At 54.4% G+C, this 19,067-nt stretch carries 14 protein-coding genes, 1 tRNA gene and 2 pseudogenes; 9 read left to right on the top strand and 8 right to left on the bottom strand.

What is annotated here, in order from left to right; translation table 11 throughout:
- Positions 1-48: 48 nt before the first annotated feature.
- Both RYB09_RS27305 and RYB09_RS27300 read left to right on the top strand, forming a co-directional pair.
- Positions 49-1,023, top strand: a pseudogene (locus RYB09_RS27305) (cache domain-containing protein); the annotation flags it as partial.
- A 45-nt stretch (positions 1,024-1,068) separates the two neighbouring features.
- Positions 1,069-1,929 (top strand): methyl-accepting chemotaxis protein, encoded by an 861-nt coding sequence (locus RYB09_RS27300; RefSeq protein WP_369812069.1) that lies wholly within the window; start codon positions 1,069-1,071, stop codon positions 1,927-1,929.
- Positions 1,930-2,080: 151 nt separating this feature from the next.
- Here the strand turns inward: RYB09_RS27300 and RYB09_RS23090 are convergent, their stop codons facing one another.
- Positions 2,081-2,344, bottom strand: a complete 264-nt coding sequence (locus RYB09_RS23090) for a hypothetical protein (RefSeq protein ID WP_058400541.1) — start codon at positions 2,342-2,344, stop codon at positions 2,081-2,083.
- A gap of 300 nt (positions 2,345-2,644) precedes the next feature.
- Between RYB09_RS23090 and RYB09_RS23085 the strand changes: the two genes are divergently transcribed.
- Both RYB09_RS23085 and RYB09_RS23080 read left to right on the top strand, forming a co-directional pair.
- Positions 2,645-4,144, top strand: coding sequence for an ATPase domain-containing protein (locus RYB09_RS23085; RefSeq protein ID WP_058400542.1), 1,500 nt, complete (start codon positions 2,645-2,647; stop codon positions 4,142-4,144).
- Positions 4,134-6,218 carry an ATP-binding protein gene (locus RYB09_RS23080; RefSeq protein WP_058400543.1) on the top strand — a complete coding sequence of 695 codons (2,085 nt, stop codon included), beginning with the start codon at positions 4,134-4,136 and terminating at the stop codon, positions 6,216-6,218. The genes RYB09_RS23085 and RYB09_RS23080 overlap by 11 nt, the downstream gene beginning before the upstream one ends.
- A gap of 133 nt (positions 6,219-6,351) precedes the next feature.
- On the opposite strand, the gene RYB09_RS23075 is transcribed toward RYB09_RS23080, so the two are convergent.
- Positions 6,352-6,552, bottom strand: a complete 201-nt coding sequence (locus RYB09_RS23075; protein WP_058400544.1) for a hypothetical protein — start codon at positions 6,550-6,552, stop codon at positions 6,352-6,354.
- Positions 6,553-6,734: 182 nt separating this feature from the next.
- A complete protein-coding gene (locus RYB09_RS23070; RefSeq protein ID WP_058400545.1) occupies positions 6,735-7,232 on the bottom strand; it encodes a hypothetical protein in 498 nt (165 codons plus the stop codon).
- A gap of 239 nt (positions 7,233-7,471) precedes the next feature.
- Between RYB09_RS23070 and RYB09_RS23065 the strand changes: the two genes are divergently transcribed.
- Positions 7,472-7,831 (top strand): hypothetical protein, encoded by a 360-nt coding sequence (locus tag RYB09_RS23065; RefSeq protein WP_058400546.1) that lies wholly within the window; start codon positions 7,472-7,474, stop codon positions 7,829-7,831.
- Positions 7,832-8,142: 311 nt separating this feature from the next.
- Here RYB09_RS23065 and RYB09_RS23060 read toward each other — a convergent pair whose 3' ends face one another.
- From RYB09_RS23060 to RYB09_RS23045, 4 genes and pseudogenes are all read right to left on the bottom strand, one after another.
- Positions 8,143-9,030, bottom strand: coding sequence for a hypothetical protein (locus RYB09_RS23060; RefSeq protein WP_144439779.1), 888 nt, complete (start codon positions 9,028-9,030; stop codon positions 8,143-8,145).
- A gap of 324 nt (positions 9,031-9,354) precedes the next feature.
- A pseudogene (locus RYB09_RS23055) lies at positions 9,355-9,624 on the bottom strand (integrase); the annotation flags it as partial.
- A gap of 144 nt (positions 9,625-9,768) precedes the next feature.
- Positions 9,769-9,845 (bottom strand) — tRNA-Met (locus tag RYB09_RS23050).
- A gap of 117 nt (positions 9,846-9,962) precedes the next feature.
- Positions 9,963-11,084, bottom strand: a complete 1,122-nt coding sequence (locus RYB09_RS23045) for a J domain-containing protein (RefSeq protein WP_122281290.1) — start codon at positions 11,082-11,084, stop codon at positions 9,963-9,965.
- A gap of 337 nt (positions 11,085-11,421) precedes the next feature.
- On the opposite strand from RYB09_RS23045, the gene RYB09_RS23040 reads away from it, so the two are divergent.
- The 4 genes from RYB09_RS23040 to RYB09_RS23025 all read left to right on the top strand — a co-directional run bounded on the left by RYB09_RS23040 (position 11,422) and on the right by RYB09_RS23025 (position 17,705).
- Positions 11,422-13,479, top strand: coding sequence for a methyl-accepting chemotaxis protein (locus tag RYB09_RS23040; protein WP_058400551.1), 2,058 nt, complete (start codon positions 11,422-11,424; stop codon positions 13,477-13,479).
- Between the two features lie 391 nt (positions 13,480-13,870).
- Positions 13,871-16,057: a DUF7024 domain-containing protein gene (locus RYB09_RS23035; RefSeq protein WP_316890382.1), complete on the top strand. Its 2,187-nt coding sequence runs from the start codon at positions 13,871-13,873 to the stop codon at positions 16,055-16,057.
- Between the two features lie 317 nt (positions 16,058-16,374).
- Positions 16,375-17,370, top strand: a complete 996-nt coding sequence (locus tag RYB09_RS23030) for a glycosyltransferase family 2 protein (protein ID WP_122259023.1) — start codon at positions 16,375-16,377, stop codon at positions 17,368-17,370.
- The gene (locus RYB09_RS23025; protein WP_005741034.1) at positions 17,367-17,705 is read left to right on the top strand and encodes a hypothetical protein; all 339 of its coding nucleotides are present in this window, start codon (positions 17,367-17,369) and stop codon (positions 17,703-17,705) included. The genes RYB09_RS23030 and RYB09_RS23025 overlap by 4 nt, the downstream gene beginning before the upstream one ends.
- A gap of 182 nt (positions 17,706-17,887) precedes the next feature.
- On the opposite strand, the gene RYB09_RS23020 is transcribed toward RYB09_RS23025, so the two are convergent.
- The gene (locus RYB09_RS23020; RefSeq protein ID WP_005741033.1) at positions 17,888-18,853 is read right to left on the bottom strand and encodes a glycosyltransferase family 2 protein; all 966 of its coding nucleotides are present in this window, start codon (positions 18,851-18,853) and stop codon (positions 17,888-17,890) included.
- Between the last annotated feature and the right edge of the window lie 214 nt (positions 18,854-19,067).

Below are 19,067 nucleotides of genomic sequence, written 5' to 3'. Positions count from 1 at the left end.
TTGCTCTGGCCTCTGAACCTTCTTCCCGTCACGTTGAGATGCCTTGTCATGAATTTGAAGTTTCGTCATAAAATTCTTCTGGCTGCGGCCGGTGTTGTGGTGTTGGCCTTTGCCTTGTTCACCCTGTACAACGACTACCTGCAACGCACCACCATCAATCAGAACCTTGAGTCCTCGGTGAGCCAGGCGGGTCAGTTGACGGCCAGCAGCGTGCAGAACTGGCTGAGCGGACGCATTCTGGTGCTGGAAAACCTCACCCAGAACGTAGCCTTCCAGGGCGTCAATTCCGATCTGAGCGGGCTGGTGTCGCAGTCTTCGCTGGTGTCGACCTTTCAGTTCACCTACGTCGGTGACAGCAAAGGTGCGTTCACCCAGCGGCCCAATGTCGATATGCCGGCGGGTTACGATCCGCGTCAGCGGCCTTGGTACAAGTCCACCGTCGACGCCGGTAAAACCATTCTCAGCCCGCCTTATCTGGCTTCCGTGGGCGGCCTGGTGGTGACTATCGCCAGCCCGGTCAAGACTGCAGGCCAGATAACCGGCGTGGTCGGTGGTGACCTGAGTCTGGACACGCTGGTCAAGATCATCAACTCGGTGGAGTTCGGCGGGCTCGGTTACGCCTTTCTGGTCAGCGGGGACGGGCAGATCATTGTCAGCCCGGACAAGGAACAGGTGATGAAAAACCTCAAGGACGTCTACCCAGGCCAGACCCTCAGCCTGGACGCGCGCCTGCGTGAGGTTACGCTCAATGGCCAGCAGAGGCTGCTGTCGTTTACCCCGATCACCGGGCTGCCTTCGGCCGACTGGTACATTGGACTGTCGATCGACAAGGACAAGGCTTACGCACCGTTGAGCCAGTTCCGCAGCTCGGCGATGGTCGCCGTGCTGATTGCGGTGGCCGTGATTGCCTTGCTGTTGAGCCTGTTGATCCGTGCGCTGATGCGGCCGTTGACCGACATGGGCCGTGCGATGCAGGACATCGCCCAGGGCGAGGGTGATCTGACCCGCCGTCTGCGCATTCAGGGCAAGGACGAGTTCGCCGAGCTGGGTGGCTCGTTCAATCAGTTCGTGGAGCGCGTGCACGCGTCCATTGCGGAAGTCTCCTCCGCAACGCTGCAGGTGCATGACCTGTCGCAGCGAGTGGTCAACTCCTCCAACTCTTCAATCGTCGGCTTTGACGAGCAGAGCGCCCGTACCAACAGCGTTGCCGCTGCGATCAACGAACTGGGTGCGGCCACTCAGGAGATTGCTCGCAACGCCTCGGACGCTTCGATTCAGGCCAGTGAGGCCCGCACCCAGGCTGAAGACGGTCAGGTGGTGGTCGAAAAAACCATCCACGCCATGAGTACGTTGTCCGCCAAAATCAGTGACTCGTGCACACAGATCGAGCAGCTCAACGCCAGTACCGACAACATCGGCCACATTCTGGATGTGATCAAAGGCATCTCCCAGCAAACCAACCTGCTGGCGCTCAACGCTGCCATCGAAGCGGCCCGCGCGGGTGAAGCCGGACGCGGTTTTGCCGTGGTGGCCGACGAAGTGCGCAACCTTGCGCATCGCACGCAGACATCGGCCGATGAAATTCACAAGATGATCGGCGGCCTGCAGACAGGGTCTCAGCATGCCGTGCTCAACATGAACGAAAGCCAGGTGTCGAGTCAGGAAAGTGTCGAAGTTGCCAATCAGGCGGGCAGTCGTCTGCGCGATGTAACGCGCCGCATCGGTGATATCGATGGCATGAACCAGTCAGTTGCCGCGGCCACGGAAGAGCAGACCGCGGTTGTGGAAACACTCAATATCGATATCAACCAGATCAACACACTTAATCAGCAAGGTGTGGCCAATCTTAATGAAACCCTCAAGGATTGTGCTGCGCTTTCGCAACAAGCAGGTCGTTTGAAGCAACTGGTCGACAGCTTCAAGATCTGACCGTACATCCAGTGACAGAGGCCGGGCCCTTTATACGGGGCCCGGCTTTTGCGGCAGGTAATCTGCAAGCGATAGTGTGAGTGTTTTAGCGGGTTCGCTGAACCGCCCCACATCGTCCGACTATAAAAGCCTGCTCAGTGGCAGGCTTTTTTTACAGATCTTTTTTAACCTCTTTATCGACGTGCTTGTCAGCCTTGTGACGCTCCTTGTCATCATGCTTTGCACCTTTGTCGACCTCGTCAGCATCGTGCTTGACGCCCTTGTCCACTTGTTTGGCGTCATGATCAACACCTTTATCCAGCTCACGGTTATCGTGTCGGACGCCCTTTTCCAGCTCACTCTCTGCAAAGGCCGCGGGCACCACAGCGCCAGCGAGGAAGAGAGCGGCAGTCATTGAGAGTACGAGTTTGCGCATGCTTTGCTCCTTGTGAAAAATGCTGGCCCCTCATGAACCATCATTTTCGAGCATAGACCAGGCAGACGACGTTGAAGGCGCTGATTCAGCTTTCCAGCTTAAGCACCGACAGTGCGAATAAACTGCGGAATATAGCGTCATTGCATATTCACGAGAGCTATCGATTTTAATTGACGAAATCTTTTTTCGCTTAAAGTTCAATTTATTTTGAAAAAGGTTCATCTGCCAATGGCGCAGCTTTGAGGGGAGCCCCATACTGCAGGGCCTGCACGTGCTCTCACATTATTCCTTGAGGCTAAAATGAAGCTACCTCGCCCGATTGTCTCAACTGGCAATGCCGGATTTGACTCGATCCTTAAAGGTGGTCTGCCAAACAACAGGCTTTATTTACTCGAGGGCACGCCTGGAGCAGGCAAGACGACGCTGGGTCTCCAGTTCTTGCTCGATGGGGTCAAGGCCGGCGAGCCTGTCTTGTACATCACGCTTTCAGAAACCAGCGAAGAGCTTGAAAGCGTCGCTCACTCACATGGCTGGTCATTAAACGGCATTGATTTGTTCGAGTTTTCCTCAACGGAGGAAGTGCTGGGCGATGAGTACGAGCAGTCTATCCTGCATCCGTGGGAGGCGGAGCTGGGCGATACCATCAAGCTTATTCAGCAGCGAGTCGATAAGCTTCAGCCCAGGCGGCTAGTCTTCGACAGTCTTTCCGAGATGCGGCTCCTGGCTCAGGATCCTCTGCGTTATCGTCGCCAGGTGTTGGCGCTCAAGCAATATTTTGCAGGTCGGGATATCACGGTCCTGCTTGTGGACGATCTCACGAGTTCCACAGGTGAACGAGATAACCATCTTCACAGCTTATGCCACGGTGTGATCACGCTTGAGAGACTGACGCTGGATTTCGGTGCTGCCCGCAGACGACTTCAGGTGCAAAAACTACGAGGCGTTGATTTCGTTGCAGGCTTTCACGACTTCACGATTCGCAGAGGCGGGTTGGAGGTGTATCCGAGGTTGATTGCGGCCACTCACCATGTCCCATTCAAAGCGGAGCCTGTGCCTAGCGGTGTGAAGGAACTGGATGACTTGTTGGTCGGTGGCCCGCTCAGGGGAACCAGTACCTTGGTCACAGGGCCTGCTGGCTCTGGAAAGACCACCGTAACCCTTGCCTATCTGGCGGCAGCCTGCGCACGAGGTGAAAAATGCACCATCTACGAATTCGATGAGCGCATCGCTACGTTGATCTCCCGGGCGGACAGCATGGGCATGGAGCTAAGTCGCCACGTATCGAGCGGTCAGTTGCTCATTCAACAAATCGATCCTGCCGAGATTTCTCCCGGGGAATTTGCGTGGCGGGTTCGCACAGAGGTCGAAGAGCGCGGCAGTACCATGATCGTTGTTGATAGCCTTAACGGCTACATGGCGGCGATGCCGCAGGAACAGCAACTGATCTTGCAGATGCACGAGTTGCTTTCATACCTGAGCCAACTGGGTGTCGTTACTTTCTTGATCAACCCTCAGCATGGTCTGGTAGGGTCGATGTCAACCAACCTGAATATTTCCTATGTCGCGGACTCTGTCATCCTCATTCGCTTCTTCGAGGCGCAAGGGCGTCTGCGCAAAGCCATCTCTGTTCTGAAACACCGTACCGGAGCCCATGAGGACGCGATTCGCGAACTCCGGATTGACTCCAAGGGTATTCGTGTCGGTGCACCATTAGTCGATTTTCGCGGCGTCTTGACGGGTACTCCAGAGTATTTCGGTGCCAACCTTCCGCTGATGGAAGAGCGAAAGCGTGGCGACTGAACAATTATCTGAAAGCAAGACCCTGATGGTTGTGGCGCCGTTCAAGGGCGATGCGATCAGCCTTGGTAAACTGCTCGGCGATATTTACCCCGTTCAAGCCCACCACGACCTGACCTCGCTTTCAATTGCCCTGGGTGAAAGCACCGGCCTGGTGATACTCACGGAAGAGAGCCTTTCCGGGGATGTGCTGAGTTTCGGAAACGCTTTGGACCTGCAACCGCGATGGTCGGAGATCCCTGTCATCTTGCTCGCGTCGAATAAAGGGCGTTCTGGGCGAGACACCGAGATGGCCAGGCGCAGGCTGCCAAAATCGGCAGGACATGTAATCGTTCTGGAGCGCCCTCTCAGCTCGGCCTCGTTATTGAGCGCGATCGCCGCAGCCTGGCGAGCACGTGAGCGTCAGTTCGAGATGCGCCAAAGTCTCATTCAATTGGCTGAAGAACGAACCCGGTTGCAGATCCTGCTCGAAAACATCCCGGTTGGAGTGTGCTTCATGGACACTCAAGGGACCTCCCTGGTAAGCAATCCTTTGTATCGCCAATATGTGCCGGAGAATGTGATCCCTTCCAGGCAGCCAGATGGTGCCGCACGCTGGGTAGGGCTCGATGCGCAAGGTCAGCGCCTGGAGCCCGTCATGTTCCCTGGTGCCAGGGCATTGAGAGGGGATGCGGCAACCGGCGTGGACTTTTATCATCGCCAGGATGGAGGTGGGGAGTCATGGATGCGTGTCAGTGCTGTGCCTCTGTATGACGAAAAGCACCACATAATTGGTGCGGCCTCCGTCATCGTCGATATCAACGACGAAAAACAGGCTGAGCTGAATTTACGCAGGTTCAATGAAGAACTAGAGGTTCAAGTCAAAGCCAGAACGCAAGAGCTGAACGCTGCGGTTGAGCAGCTCAAGGCCGAGAGTGAAGAGCGAGCCCGCGCCGAAGAGCAGTTACGACAGTCCTTGAAGATGGAAGCCGTAGGTCAATTGACCGGCGGAATCGCTCACGACTTCAATAATATGCTGACCGGGGTGATCGGCTCGCTTGATCTGATCAAGCTCCGAATGGCCCGGGGGCGATTTGAGGGCGTTGAGCGATTCATGGACGCCGCACTCGTTTCAGCCCAAAGGGCCGCGTCACTCACTCATAGATTGCTGGCGTTCTCCCGACGCCAGTCCCTTGATGAAAAAGCGGTGTCGGTCAATAAACTCATCAATGCTCTTGCCGACCTGCTGCAGAAAACAGTCAATGAAAAAATCATTATCAGGTTCGATTTGAGTCGCGAAGATCCCTGGATTTTTGCAGACGCCAACCAATTGGAAAACGCCGTACTCAATTTGGTGATCAACGCGCGAGACGCCATGCCGCATGGCGGTGAGTTAACCATTGCTACGTGCGTGGAACAGGACGATCAGGATGACCCTTTACGGCATGTGTGCGTGCAGGTGCGCGATACAGGGCATGGCATTCCCAAGGATATGCTGGATAAGGTAACCGAGCCTTTCTTCACAACCAAGCCTATTGGTCAAGGCACAGGCTTGGGGCTATCGATGGTTTATGGGTTTGCCAATCAAAGCAATGGACGTCTTTCAATCGAAAGCACAGTCGGAGTCGGAACGACCGTTTCAATCTGTTTGCCCAAACATAAGCAAGTTGAATCGGACCCACCGTTTACTTCCCCGGAATTCAGCACGGGGCAGGGCCAGGTTATTCTTCTGGTCGAAGATGACGACTCTGTGCGCTTGATCAACCAGGAGGTTCTGGAGGAGCTTGGATACCGGGTTCACGTCGCACGTGACGGCGAAGAGGCCTTGAGGGTTTTCAACGACCTGGAAAAGGTCGACTTTCTGCTCACGGATGTCGGGTTGCCAGGAATGAACGGTCGTCAACTGGCCGAAATTCTCCAACAATTCAGGCCGCGCCTGCCGGTTTTATTTCTGACGGGGTATGCGGAAGGCGCGTTGACCAGGGCTGACTTTCTCGGCCCCTATATGCAGCTTCTGACTAAACCCTTCACGCTGGAGTCGCTTGCTATCAGGGTGGCAAGCATGCTGGAGGGCGATGTGAGTGCGGTTCTGGAGTAGGCGTTCCGGCAGAGGTCTGTAGTCAGTCGGTGAACATGCCTCGTGTGGGCCTGAATATCGGACCTTGCTGGCTGATACTTTCTACACGCTCTCCAATCTATCACCTCCAGGAGGGGCTGTCGGCGCGCCCAGCCTACGGCTTGAAATACAGCGCCAATAACCATAGCGGCAGTCCAAGCACTACGGAGGCTGCGATCAGCAGAATAAGACCCTGAACAACATATCTCCACCGATGCAGCGTCGTCCCTTCGGGCGCGTCCCTGGCATCCTTCCAAAAGTCCAGAAGCTCGAAAATTCTGAGGAGCTCAAGAAGATCAAAGATATTCACCATCATTGCCGAGCGTCCTTAAGACTACCTATTTGTATGTCACGCCAGATGCCCCGGGCTATCTATCATGCGCTCGGACAATTGGCCCGACTTTAACCCTGTCTGCGTGCCGGTCAGTCGATGCCGGATCGAAAAATAATCCCGTCATAGACCTCATTCGCATGGCTGCAAGCTAAATCCCGCCAGGATTATTTCTCAAGCGGAGGCCCTAAACGCTTTAGTGGCCATTTGATTACCGTAGTCGGCGGCGGCATCATATCGTCCGCCCCCATTTCCACGCTCATGATCGTATAGCTCTTGATCGTCAGTTCAAGCGTGTCACCATCAAAGCGACCAGAAAACTTCTGAATGAATGTATTAGCCAGCATGCTGGCGCTAGCAGGGGTTACGAATTTTCGTTCACCCGTTAGCTCATTGCCCTGACGGCTATATGCAGTCGGATGATCCCAGCCCGGGTGTTCATGTTTGTAGTAATCTATTCGTTTCAAGACTGTTTCCATGTCCTCTCTGGTGCGCCACCACTGGAAGTGGGCGTCATCCTGAAACAACACGTAAACACTGTAGTGAAATTGATCGGGCACCTCGCGTTCGGCATACCACAGGCCGGGCGGGGCGGAGGTGGTGGTAGTTGTACCGCAACCAGTTAGGGCGAGGATAAGAATCGCTATTGCATGGATTATTTTCATTTTTTCCATCCTTGGTGGAAGGGTATTCCAATTACTGAGCAGCTCGCATCAGGAGCCTTCAGGAACAGGGAGGCTGACGTTTCATTTCGGTATGGCAGCTGGCTACTCTGTTACGCGCCACGAAACGTGAGCAAGCCAAATCGTGGCGTGGATGGTTGAAAGCGATTTTTTGCTGGGTGATATCATATTGCCTGCATTAATATTGCAATTCAATCTTGGATGATGGGCAGCGAAACTACATGAAGACGGAACAGGTTGGTGAAGTGGCTGCTGTGGGTGTAGGCGCTGCAGCTGGTGCAGGTCTTGGAGCCGCTTATGGCGTAGGTGTAATAGGCGTTGCGGCAGCAGAAGCAGCAGCGGCCGCAGCTGTAGCTGCCGGGGCATCAGCAGCAGCGACAACGGCAACTATTGCGGCGGCGGGGGGAGGCGCGATCGCTGCGGGCGGGACAGGAATGGCCGGTGGCGTGGTGGCCATAGCAGGCACGGCGGCGGGCACTGCGGTACTCCCTATTGTTGCTTGCGCTGTTGGCGGTGCAGCTATTCTCGGTGGAATCGGCTGGGGCAGTTACAAGCTTGGCAGAAAGCTCCTGAAAAAATAAGAACACTGCGATGTTTGCTTGCTGCGGTTCGCATGCGTAGCTCGGACGACGATTGTCTCCGAGATGCGTCCAGCTCTGAGCGCATCTCAGTTGCAAATGATGCTGCACCTGACATCCCATTTTGGTACGGCAGAAACAAGAAAGCCCGCACGAGGCGGGCTTCTTGTTGAATGACAGGCTTCAGTTGAAATCTGTCATTCGGTACTTGGTGGTACACAGTCATTTGTATTCGAGCCTTTAGGCCTTTATTTTGACGGGCTTTATGGTTCGCTGACCCAGTACGCACCATCAGATTTTGCAGTCGCTCCCAGCTAGCCCCGGGGTGGGTAAGTCATGGTCGCCAGCAGCCCGCAGATCAAGCGATGATCATCTACATGAAAAATCGATGGGTCCCCCTCATCCTGATGGCCTAGGAAAAAGATGTAAGGCCGGTCCTTGCTACCGTCTTTCTTGGCATCTATACCCTCCTGCCGAACTACCTCAAGTTCATTTGTCACCATAGTACGCTTTGCGTTCGACCAATCGGCCCAGGAAATCTGGACTTTATATGGTTGAACGTACCGTTTAGCATCCGTTCCCCATTCCCCGGCTGATAGGGTTATTAGAAGGTTGTCCTCATCATCTTCAGCCCTGGCCCAACTGAGCTCGCCGTAGAAGATTTTTTGTGAAGGTAGGTGCTCGATACCTTTGCCTCTAAGTTTTTTGAACACGTGCTGGTAGGTCGTTGCCTCGACCCCAGGTATTTCCAGCGAGAGGTCCCGGTCGTATGGGAAGTTGATGAAAGCGCGGCAGATCCGTCTAATGCTTTGCGCGGATCTACGTCCCTGAGGACGCGCCTCTCCATTGCCTGATGAGCCCGTCCCGCCAGACCTGGTCGCCCCCGATGACAGCGGTGAAGCAATGGGATCAACAATCGGTCGCTCATCCCTAAGGACCAGGCGCGCCGGAGACAAAGCGGAGCTTGTCTCTAGCTTGTTGCGCACAGAGCCTTTTTTTCCACTTGCGACGGCTTTTTCATCACCTTCAATATCGCAGCCCTGCATGTGCTTCTTGCCGTGGGGGCTTCGAAAATGGGGGCGCTGCAAATTTGTCTTCAGATAGGAGGCCGGGTAAACCGTCAGCTCACAACCTCGACAGATGTAGCCGTACTTGTCGACCTCCGTCAAAAGCCACAAGTCTTCAGCGTCTACGACATCCATGGTAATTCTGTTCCGCGCAGACTCCATTATCTCTCCTTGCCCTGTCTTTTCTAAGATTATCGTCGTCAGCCGTTCCGCAAGACCAGATGGCTAATACACGAAATCGAACACATTGCGGGCTTACATGTCCAGTGTCCAAACTGATGCACAGTTCGCTCCTGTCCACTTGGTGCATCAGTTCACCAAACCGTTGAACCGATCTCTGCCAGTCTCTCGGCGGCTGCGTCCCACTCATCTTGAAGGCGCTCTGTTGCGAGTGATGCTGTCGAACACGATATGTTCGTCGACTGTATCAAGCTCGTTTGCAAGGGCCGCCATCATCGATACGTGGCGCTCTAGGGCGCCCCTAACACGCTTTGCAGTTACGGCATCCCACGACGCAATGCGTAAGGTATGCCATTCCCTAGCGAGCGCTTCAAAGGTGTTATTGTTCGCTTCCAGTTCAGTCGCTTGCCGGGCCTGCTGGGTGGCCGTCATGTTTTACGCGGAAATAAAGGCTATTACCGTCCTGCTACCTGTATTGCTTGGTGTCCGGTTCAAGGCCGGCCAGGATGGTATCAGGCAGGAGCGGCGCTTTATCTCGGAGCGCTTCATCGCTCTGGTTCTGTTTTTCACAGGGAGTACACGGTGGGAAGGTATAAGGGGAGACAGGGGTGGACAGCCAGAAACAAGAAAGCCCGCACGAGGCGGGCTTCTTGTTGAATGACAGATTTCAGTTGAAATCTGTCATTCGGTACTTGGTGGCTACACAGGGACTTGAACCCCGGACCCCAGCATTATGAATGCTATGCTCTAACCAACTGAGCTATGTAGCCAAGTGGCGCGCATTATTCTCGGAGAACGCATATGTGTCAAGCGTTGTTGTGAAAAATAATTGCGTGCGATCAACCGGTTAGCTGGCTGCCCTCGCGTAAGGCACGTTTTTCGGGCTTTTACCGGAACAGGGTGTCCAGCAGCTCCATATCATCGAATTCGTCTACCCGCTCCAGCATCTCTGCCATGTCGCGCTGATCCCTGAGCCAGGCTTTAAGGCTTTTCGGGTCAGTCAGTGCGTCCAGTTCATCCTGCGCGTCGTCGAGGTGTTCACGTATGGCCTTGAGCTGCTTCGCACATTTTGCATTGACCGTCTTGGGCCTGATGTCCTCATAGGGGTCCATCAGGAATTGTTCCCTGATCAGCATTTTGCGGTCGTGGATCTCGTCTTCCAGCTCTCTGAGTTGTTCGCTCAGGATACGGTTGAAGTGCTTCAGGCGTTTGTCGGTGATGTTATCGATATGCGTCTGGTCGATCTGCTCGATCTCCATTTGCATCTGCAGCAGCGCCAGCAGGTTGTCATTTTCGTACGCTTCGTTGACCCGTTGCATGAGCGCCGTTTTCCGCTCGCGCTCATCGGCATCCTGCTCGCGGTCCGGGTGCAGTGCGCTGGCCAGTTTGCGGTAGATTTCGCGCAATGACTGGCTGCCTTCTGCCTCTTCCTGTTCACGGCGTATCTCGCTGGCAGTGGGTTTCTTCGGCTTTTGGGTGCTTTGCGCCTGTTCGGCCTGCTCGCGCAGTTTCTCTTCAATGTGCTGGGTCACATCATCTATGGAGTTCAGGTCGACATCGTCTCCCAGTTCCACGCCTAGCTCTTCTTCCAGTGAGGACTTGAGCAACTGGTTTTGCAGGCGCTCATCCTCGTCGTAATCGTTGCCGGTGTATTTGAAGTAGAGCTGCTTCAGTTCTTCATCGTGTTCGCCGCCCATGAGCGACATGGTCATGACACAGATGATCTCCAGTAACGTGGCTCTGTCTTTCTTGCTCAGGCGGAACTGATCGAAGGCCACGTCGAGCAGGCGCAGCTTGTTAATCTCGTTCTCAGCCTGCTCGCTGATCATCGGGACCAGCTCTTCGACCCAGAGCTTTTCGCAGGTGGTTGAAATAACGAGCCACTGCTGCAAAAGTTTGCGCCTGGCTTCGAGCTTTTCCATCAACGTGTTGAATTTCTTCTGACCGGCGCTCAGTTGAGGCCTGGACGGTTGCGCGACGATACGCGGTGAGGCGGGCGGTGTGGTCATGGCAAGACCTCCTTGACGAGGGGACCGCTAGGACAGGTTCAATCGGTTTGCCGAAGTTTACGTTTCCAGTGCCCTGTTCGGGATGAATATTTTGCTGCCCTGAAAGAACCTTCTCAGCCTCGTGTACGGTCCGGTTCTTGCTTCAGTGTCGGTGATACGTCAATTGCTGCGCCATTTGGTACGAAAACCCATCATCGGCCGTGCTTTTCGTTCCAATGTGAGGCGACACGTATCGCCATTGAAACAAGAACATGGCATTTTGCTGTTAGCGTTTTTTAAAAAAAGCATCGCCTCTGTTTGCTCAGATCCGGCAGGTGTTCACGGGGAGTCGCAGGACATGAACAGTCTTCTGTCACCAGGCATGCGCCTGATGGGACATTTTGGTTTTGCTCGCAAGTTTCAGGTCTTGTTCCTGCTGTTCATGTTGCCGCTGGCGGGCAGCGCATGGGTCATCACCAAGGAGTACAGCAACAAGCTCGATGTCATTTCCGGAGAGCAATCGGGCGTGCGTCAGTTGCTGGCGCTTGACGATCTGAATATTGAACTGGCTGCCCAGCGCGACCATGCCGCTCGCTGGAAAGCTGCCGACATTCTGCGCGAGCCGACCCCGGCTGCGAAGGCTGCGATGGCCAATGTCGATGCAGGCATCCCGCGTATCACCAAAGCCCTGGAAGGCGTTGACGCCGCGTTGAAGCGCGAAAACGCGCCTGCCGACACGATGAACCGTTTCAAGGCGCTTCAGGCGGCAGTCACCGGTCTGGACACTGCGTCATTGCGTACGGTGGGCTGGTGGCCCGATGGTTACGAGCGCTTCACGACGGTGCTGAACCTGGTCCAGGCGCTGCGCGAGCAAATCGCAATGGACAGCGGGTTGATTCTCGACCCGTGGCTTGAAACCTACATGCTCATGCAGCTTTCCACCCAGCAAGTACCGGATCTGATCGAGCGTATCGGCCGCCTGTCGAGTGTGGGCCAGACGTCGGTGGCGTCGGGTCAGTTCAGCCTGCAGAGCCGCTTGCAGATGCGCGATCTGCGCGGTCGTATCGATGACTCCAAGGATCAGATGCAGAAGGCTGCCAGCCTGCTGTTATCCAAACTCCCCGAGCAGTTGCAGCCTTGGGCCGACAAGTACGCTGCGGTCAAGCAAGTGCTGGAAACCGAACTGAAGGTCATTGATGACGGGGTTTTTGGCGGCAGCATCAAGCTCAAGCCGGAAGAGTTTGAAAAAAGCATCGACACCCTGACCGGCAGTACGGCGGATCTGCGCAGGCAGTCGCTTGATGCGCTCAATGGTCGCCTCGATTACTACCATGAAACCTCCAATATGGAGTTCATCCCGATGGCGGTGATCTTCTGTGTTCTGGTGATCATGGCTATCTATCTGTTCGCCTGCCTGCAATCCTCGATTCGTAACAGCGCCAGCGGCATTACCACGCTGGCTGAATCCATGCGTGACGGCAATCTGTGTGTCGAAGTGGCTGTGCAGGGGCGTGACGAGCTTGCCGCTATCAGCAGGGCGCTCAATGTCGCGGTTGTGCAACTGCGTACCAGCCTGCTGGGCGTCAATCAGGAGACCGTACGCGTCGGCGATGCAGTGCTGACGCTGAATGCCCAGTCCAGCGGGACGCTGACCGAGGTCGAAGACCAGCAACAGCAGATCAGCCAGATCGCTGCGGCAGCAACCGAGCTGGCCGCTACTTCTCAAGGTGTGGCCAGAAGCTGTGAGCAGGCATCTGAAAGCGCAAGGCATACCCGGCGTATCGCCGAGCAAAGCAGCCAGGACAGCCAGCGCACCACCGACAGCATCCAGCAGCTCAATCAGCGCCTGACCGAAACCGCCGCTGCCCTGGGCCGGGTCAGCGAGCAGGGTCAACAGATTCAATCGGTGGTGGACGCCATTCGCGGTATCGCTGAGCAGACCAACCTGCTGGCGCTCAACGCAGCGATCGAAGCGGCGCGGGCAGGTGAGCAAGGGCGCGGGTTCGCGGTGGTTGCCGATGAAGTGCGCAGCCTGTCGCAACGTACTCAGGCCTCGACCGCTCAGATCGCCGGGACGGTCGACAGCTTGCGCTCCACCGTGACTCAGGCAGTGAACCTGATGGAAGCCGCCTGCGGACAAGCCGTCAACGATGCGCAATCGGTAACCGGCCTGGGGGTTCGTCTGGGTGAAATCGCCACGGCAGTGCAGGGCGTTGCCGATACGCTGGCGCAAATATCGACGGCGGTGGAAGAACAGGCCTCGACCGCCGACGAGGTCAGCAGCAACATCCAGCAGGTCGATCAGGCAGCCGGGCGTTTGCTCGAAGGTGCGCGAGCGGTCAATCAGGCGGCGGATACCCTGAGCCAGGGCAGTCGGGCGTTGAATGACAATACGGCGCGGTTCCGGTTGGGGTGATGTCGGAAGGTTGCTTGTCCCGAGTCGCTCGATAGCGGCCTCGGGCGATGGCTTCTGTTCTGCAGGTGAAGCAGGACTCACTGACTCCCGTCCAGACAGCGTCCGGCTTATCTCATGCGAGTCCTGCCTCGCGGAATGACGGTCGGCTGTTACGCTTGCTCCTCAAGACCTCGATTCGATAAGCTAGCCGATCTGCTTAGCTGCTCATAAGCAGGAAGCGGGTTTTTATCAAATGAATGGTTGGGCTTGGTGCAGACCGTCACAAAGGGGAGGGATACATCCCTCTACCGGCCATGTGGTGCTTTCCTGATCAGGGAAGTCGCCAGCGTTTAATAACCTTACCTTAATAGTGACCTCGTCTCAGATGCACGAGCTATCGGACCCTTACACGATGATTGTAAAAAGTGAAGCGTTTCTCGAAAAAATGCCGGTGTCGATTGTGCTGTTTGCGGCCTTCATCTTTTATACGTTTAACGCTGTCACGGCGGGCTCACCGATTTTTGCGTCGGATGAATATGTTTATTTTATCAGCGGCAAGTACATTGGTCATTTGTCTGAGCTGTATGGTCTCGATCCAGGGTTGCAACGACTGTCCAACCTTCTCTTTTTTCATGAAGTGAACGTGCTGGGACAGCTTTTTGGTGATCACTTTGTTTCGTTATTTCGCCTTGTTCACTGTTTGGAATACGTGTTGGCAGCAGGCCTATTGTATGTCTCTGCGAAGAGTTTCATGCCCAAGCCCCACGCGTTGATGGGGGTGGCGGCGTTTCTGGCGCTGCCAAGTCATATCTATATTTATGCTGTGATGCCTGAAGTCGAGCTGATTCTGTTATCTGCCCTGGTTGCTTTCGTACTGGTCACGCAGTATCCAGAAAGGCCCGTCGTCACGGCGGCGGTCATTGGCTTCCTTGTCTCAATCGCTTTGTTGATAAAACCGCATGCTGTGGCCTCATTGGCTGCTCTGCTTGTCCTGCTGCCGATTTTCAATTTCCTGTGTTTCAGAAACACTTGGGTGCGAGTAAGCGTTCGGGCGGTCGTATGCTTTCTAATCGCTCTTTATATTGGTGTGGTCGGATTATGGGCGTTGATGGATGGAACATTTACGTTCAATCCAGCAGGCGCGTTGGGCCTGACCTTTTACGGAAAGTATATTGATGGCCCCGCTGCTAGTGTGGGGCTGTTGACAAAGCTGTATCAGGTGATGCTCTATTTTGTGGCGAATTTTACGGTTGTGTCGCTGCTCTTTTTGCCCGTCTTCATATGGGCGGCCAGTCTGGCAATGGCGCGTATTAAGGGGCATTTGAATATAGGTCACGGTGAAAATGAAACATCACCCAAGGCCATTATTCTGGTGCTGTTCGCGATGCTTTCAATCGCTGCGCATTTGGCGATGACTGCCTGGTTTACAGCCGGGGCCGCTATTTTGAACGCCGGCGAGGCTCAGCGCATACACGGCCGGTATCTGGGACCCGCACTTGTCGCATTTCCGTTTCTGTTTTTCTACTCGCTCAGTTGCCTGTCGCAGGCCTATAAAAAAATCCTGGTCGCGTTGACGCTCTTCACGTTGGCGGTCTCCTATTGGTTCGTCAGCCAGCATTTCAAGATTTACCCTTGGGATAATCCTCTCTTGTTTTCTTTCTTCAATGAGAATAACTGGTATGGGTGGGGGTTCAAAAATCTGGGCGTCAGGGTCGGCAATGGTCTGTATGTCATTATCTTTTTAGGTTTCGTGGCTTCACTCTTGTATCGTCACTGGCAGATGACGATCAGTTCGGTCGTGCTGTGTTCGATCCTTTTAGTCGGGTGCTTTCAAAGCTATTTCTGGATGTATGTTCATCTGTACGGCAATAGTGAGGTCTCCCAGGCAGGGCGCCACTTTGCCGGATTGATAGGTGATGTCCGCCACGGAGACGGGATTCTGGTGGGGCATGAGCGTTACGGACGCGAGTCTTACCTGCTTTTCAATCTTGCCAGCGCACCCAAAGTGATCGATCGCCCCGAAGGGCTTGATATCACGCCGCAGGATGTTGCCGGGTATTCGTGGTTGATCACTGACGGGAGTTACAATGTCGAGACTCTGGCGCTTCCGAGCGTCCAGGTCGGGAGTCTGAAATATTATGCGCTCAAGCCTTCTGCCAGGATTGTCCTGGATACGCCAAAGCCTTCCCTCAGCCCTGCGAATAAACCGTTCCTCAAGCCGATGTCCAGCTTGGATATGCCCTTGGCCAACATGCCGGCCGGTATAAGCCTCCAAGGCTTCAATAGAGTCGAGCCGTGGGGGGGCTGGACTTCTCAACGGACAGCGGTGATTGAGCTGCCTGTTCAGTTAAAAGGCCGCATCCGAATCAAACTTTTTGCGTGGGCACTTGAACAAAATCTACGCGAGGGCATATCTCTGCAAGTGGGGGATGTTGTCAAGCGTATATCCGTTGGTAGCAGCGGGGCCGAGGTGGAGGTTGATTTTGACGTTAGCGCAGAGACAGACCGTATCGTCATAACGTCTGCTGTAGATAGGCCTTCGGGGTCGGGGCGGACGTTAGGCGTCGCAATTGCCAAGGTCTCGGTGGAGCGCCTATAGGAGGGCGTATGCACGATTCACATGGCTCTCTGTGGTTGTAACTCGCTATAACGCCTATGTGGGGCAAGGGTGGATGGCGCTTTTACGTCCTTCACCCGCCTGCTGGAATAGCCCAAAAGGATTCATGGCTTTTTCGGGCGGAGGGCACGTTTTTTCTTCGAGTATCTGTCCCCGGCATTGCCACTGTGAAATCTAAAGACCTAGAATGGCGCCTTTATAAATTGTGCCGCCGGTCTGGTGGTGCGACCCTACACGGATTGCCCGAAATCTCGAGCAATGGTCGAGTGGGTTCAGGGCAGGAAACGGCGCAAAAAAATATGACAACCTCTGATCTAAAAATTGCAGTTATCATTCCGTGCTACAAGGTAAAAGCCCATATTTTGGGGGTGATCGCCGACATAGGTAGTGAGGTCATCAAGATCTATGCTGTTGATGATTGCTGCCCTGAACAGTCGGGTGACTTCATTGAGGAACACTGCAAGGACCCTCGTGTCACGGTGGTACGTAATGCAGAGAATCAGGGGGTTGGTGGAGCGGTGATGGCAGGCTATCAAGCTGCTATTAACGACAATATGGATATTTTCGTAAAAATTGACGGTGACGGGCAAATGGATCCTCGTTTACTGCCGGGGTTTGTGGCACCCATCATCCATGGCGAGGCAGACTATACAAAAGGTAATCGTTTTTTTGACCTTGAAGAAATACGCCAGATGCCAAAAATCCGCTTGTTTGGTAATGCGGCGCTCTCTTTCTTGACGAAGTTGTCGTCAGGCTACTGGGATTTGTTCGACCCCACCAACGGCTATACTGCAATACATCGCGATGTTGCCCGTCACTTGCCTTTTCATAAAATCAGCCGTCGCTACTTCTTCGAAACCGACATGTTGTTTCGCCTCAACACGCTGAGGGCAGTGGCCGTCGACATCCCAATGGACGCCAAGTATGCGGATGAAGTAAGCAACCTCAAGATTTCCAAGATCATCGGCGAGTTTTTCATTAAACATATGCGTAATCTTGGGAAGCGTATTTTTTACAGCTATTATTTGCGCGATATGTCGCTTGCTTCACTGGAGCTACCTTTGGGGCTACTGTTGGTTACATTGGGCAGTCTCTTTGGCTTGTCCCATTGGGCGGCGTCGGTCAGTTCTGGTGTGCCTACTTCTGCGGGCACGGTGATGCTTTCTGCTCTCCCGGTGATACTGGGTACGCAGTTTATCCTTGCGTTCATCGGGCACGATGTTCAGGCAGTCCCCAAGCGTGCGTTCCATCTGTTGCGCAAGAACAGGTCAGCAGCAGAGCAGGAAACCAAATGACTTATTTCATTGCGCTTATTTGCGTGCTGGGCATTGCAGCTGGCCAGATCCTGTTCAAGCTCAGCGCGGCGACCTTACAGCGAACGGGAAGTTTCTTTGACCTGGCCACGCTAACCACGCTGTTTTCTGCATTCGCTCTGTACGGTATTACAACAATCGCCTGGGTGTGGGTGCTTCAGAAAATTGAGCTCGGTAAGGTGTACCCGCTCATGGCCTTGGCGTTCGTTATTGTTCCGATAGGCAGTCACTTCGTATTTGGTGAACGCTTTCAGTCTCAGTACTTTATTGGCGTTGCCGTCATTATCCTGGGCATCATCATTACGGTAAAAGCGTAGCATTTGCATGGGGCGGGGCAGCCGTCGCGACCGATCTGTTTTGCTGGAATGCTTTTATAGGTGCCTGGCTTGTTTAGGCCTTGTTCGAGAAGTGCCGTTTGCGGTCAGCGTCAAGCGCTGACACGCAGTTAATGACTTCGTCACTTCTCTTCGTATCTTCCAGAGTGCAGAAAAAAGGGCCTCTACATTCGTTTCAGCAACGCTGCCAATATCAGGCTGATATTACCTGATGCTGTCTGCCGATAAATGCCTGACTTATACAGCTCACACAGTCTTCCTGGCAGCTTCATCTTGCGTCCAGAGGCAAAGTGCTGGAGTGCAGCCTGACTGTCCTCATTGGTGCAGTGGGAGATGTCCTTAAGGATCTGAACATTCGTGTCATTCCATTCTGAAAACCGGCCTGACAGCATTTTCCGAAGGCGTGTAATACGATCACTGAAACTCGAGTTTGCTCCGATGAGATTGCCGCTATGTTGGCGATAGTCGAGACTCGGTTCACCGTCGTAGCACGCTTCTCCGCCGCACGCCGTCACGATGATGTAGGTCAACCAGTCGTGAGCCACAATCTTCGCGTCATCCGGTATAAGCATCAGCAGCTGACGCGCAGCGTGGTTAACCAGCATGGTGTTGGCACCGGCGATGCTTTGCACCAATGCATTTCGAAATGAAGGCAGGCGTGGGAATAGCGGTGAGAAGCCGATAACCCTGCCGGTCGCATCAATGAGTCGTGTTCTTGAACAATACAGGCCCGGGGTCTTTTCAGTGATGGCTTCGAGTCGCTTTACGCTACGCTCCAGTTTGTCGCTAAACCATACATCGTCCTGATCACTGAATGCGTAGTAGTGCGCCTGAATTTCCTGTCTTTTGAGCAGCGATATGAAGTTTTTGCCAAAGCCTTGGCAAGGTCCGTTGAAAATCACCACCTTGTGTTCACCCCAGCGGCGCCGGTAGTCAGTCAGGATGCTGCGCGTTGCATCGGTTGAGGCGTCGTCGGATACGTACAGAGTCCAGTTCTGAAAGGATTGAGCACGGAAGGATTCGAGCTGCTCGCGCAAGTAGGTCGCGCCGTTGTACGTGCACATCAGGATCGCAACGTCTACACGACCTGCGTCGTAGTCTTCATCCTTCTCCACAGGCTGGGTTTTCAAGAGATTCTTCACTGGCAAAAGATCAGTATCTTAACGTCTGAAACTCTCTGCGTCAGCCACTGGTTGTCTGTTTGGGCTAATGGCGTGTAGCCACTTATGGTCAGTATTTCGACGTCGGGTGCGGGTGGCAGGGGAGGCGCTACTGTGAGATGATCTCTTGTCAAAAAATGCCCCCTGTCTTGCTCTCTTGCCGAATTCGCTCGACATACTCAAA

The organism is Pseudomonas syringae group sp. J254-4, assembly GCF_032586855.1.
GTDB lineage: Bacteria > Pseudomonadota > Gammaproteobacteria > Pseudomonadales > Pseudomonadaceae > Aquipseudomonas > Aquipseudomonas amygdali.
The sequence above is the reverse complement of the archived record's forward strand: the minus strand, read 5'-3'. Positions and strand labels throughout refer to the sequence as shown.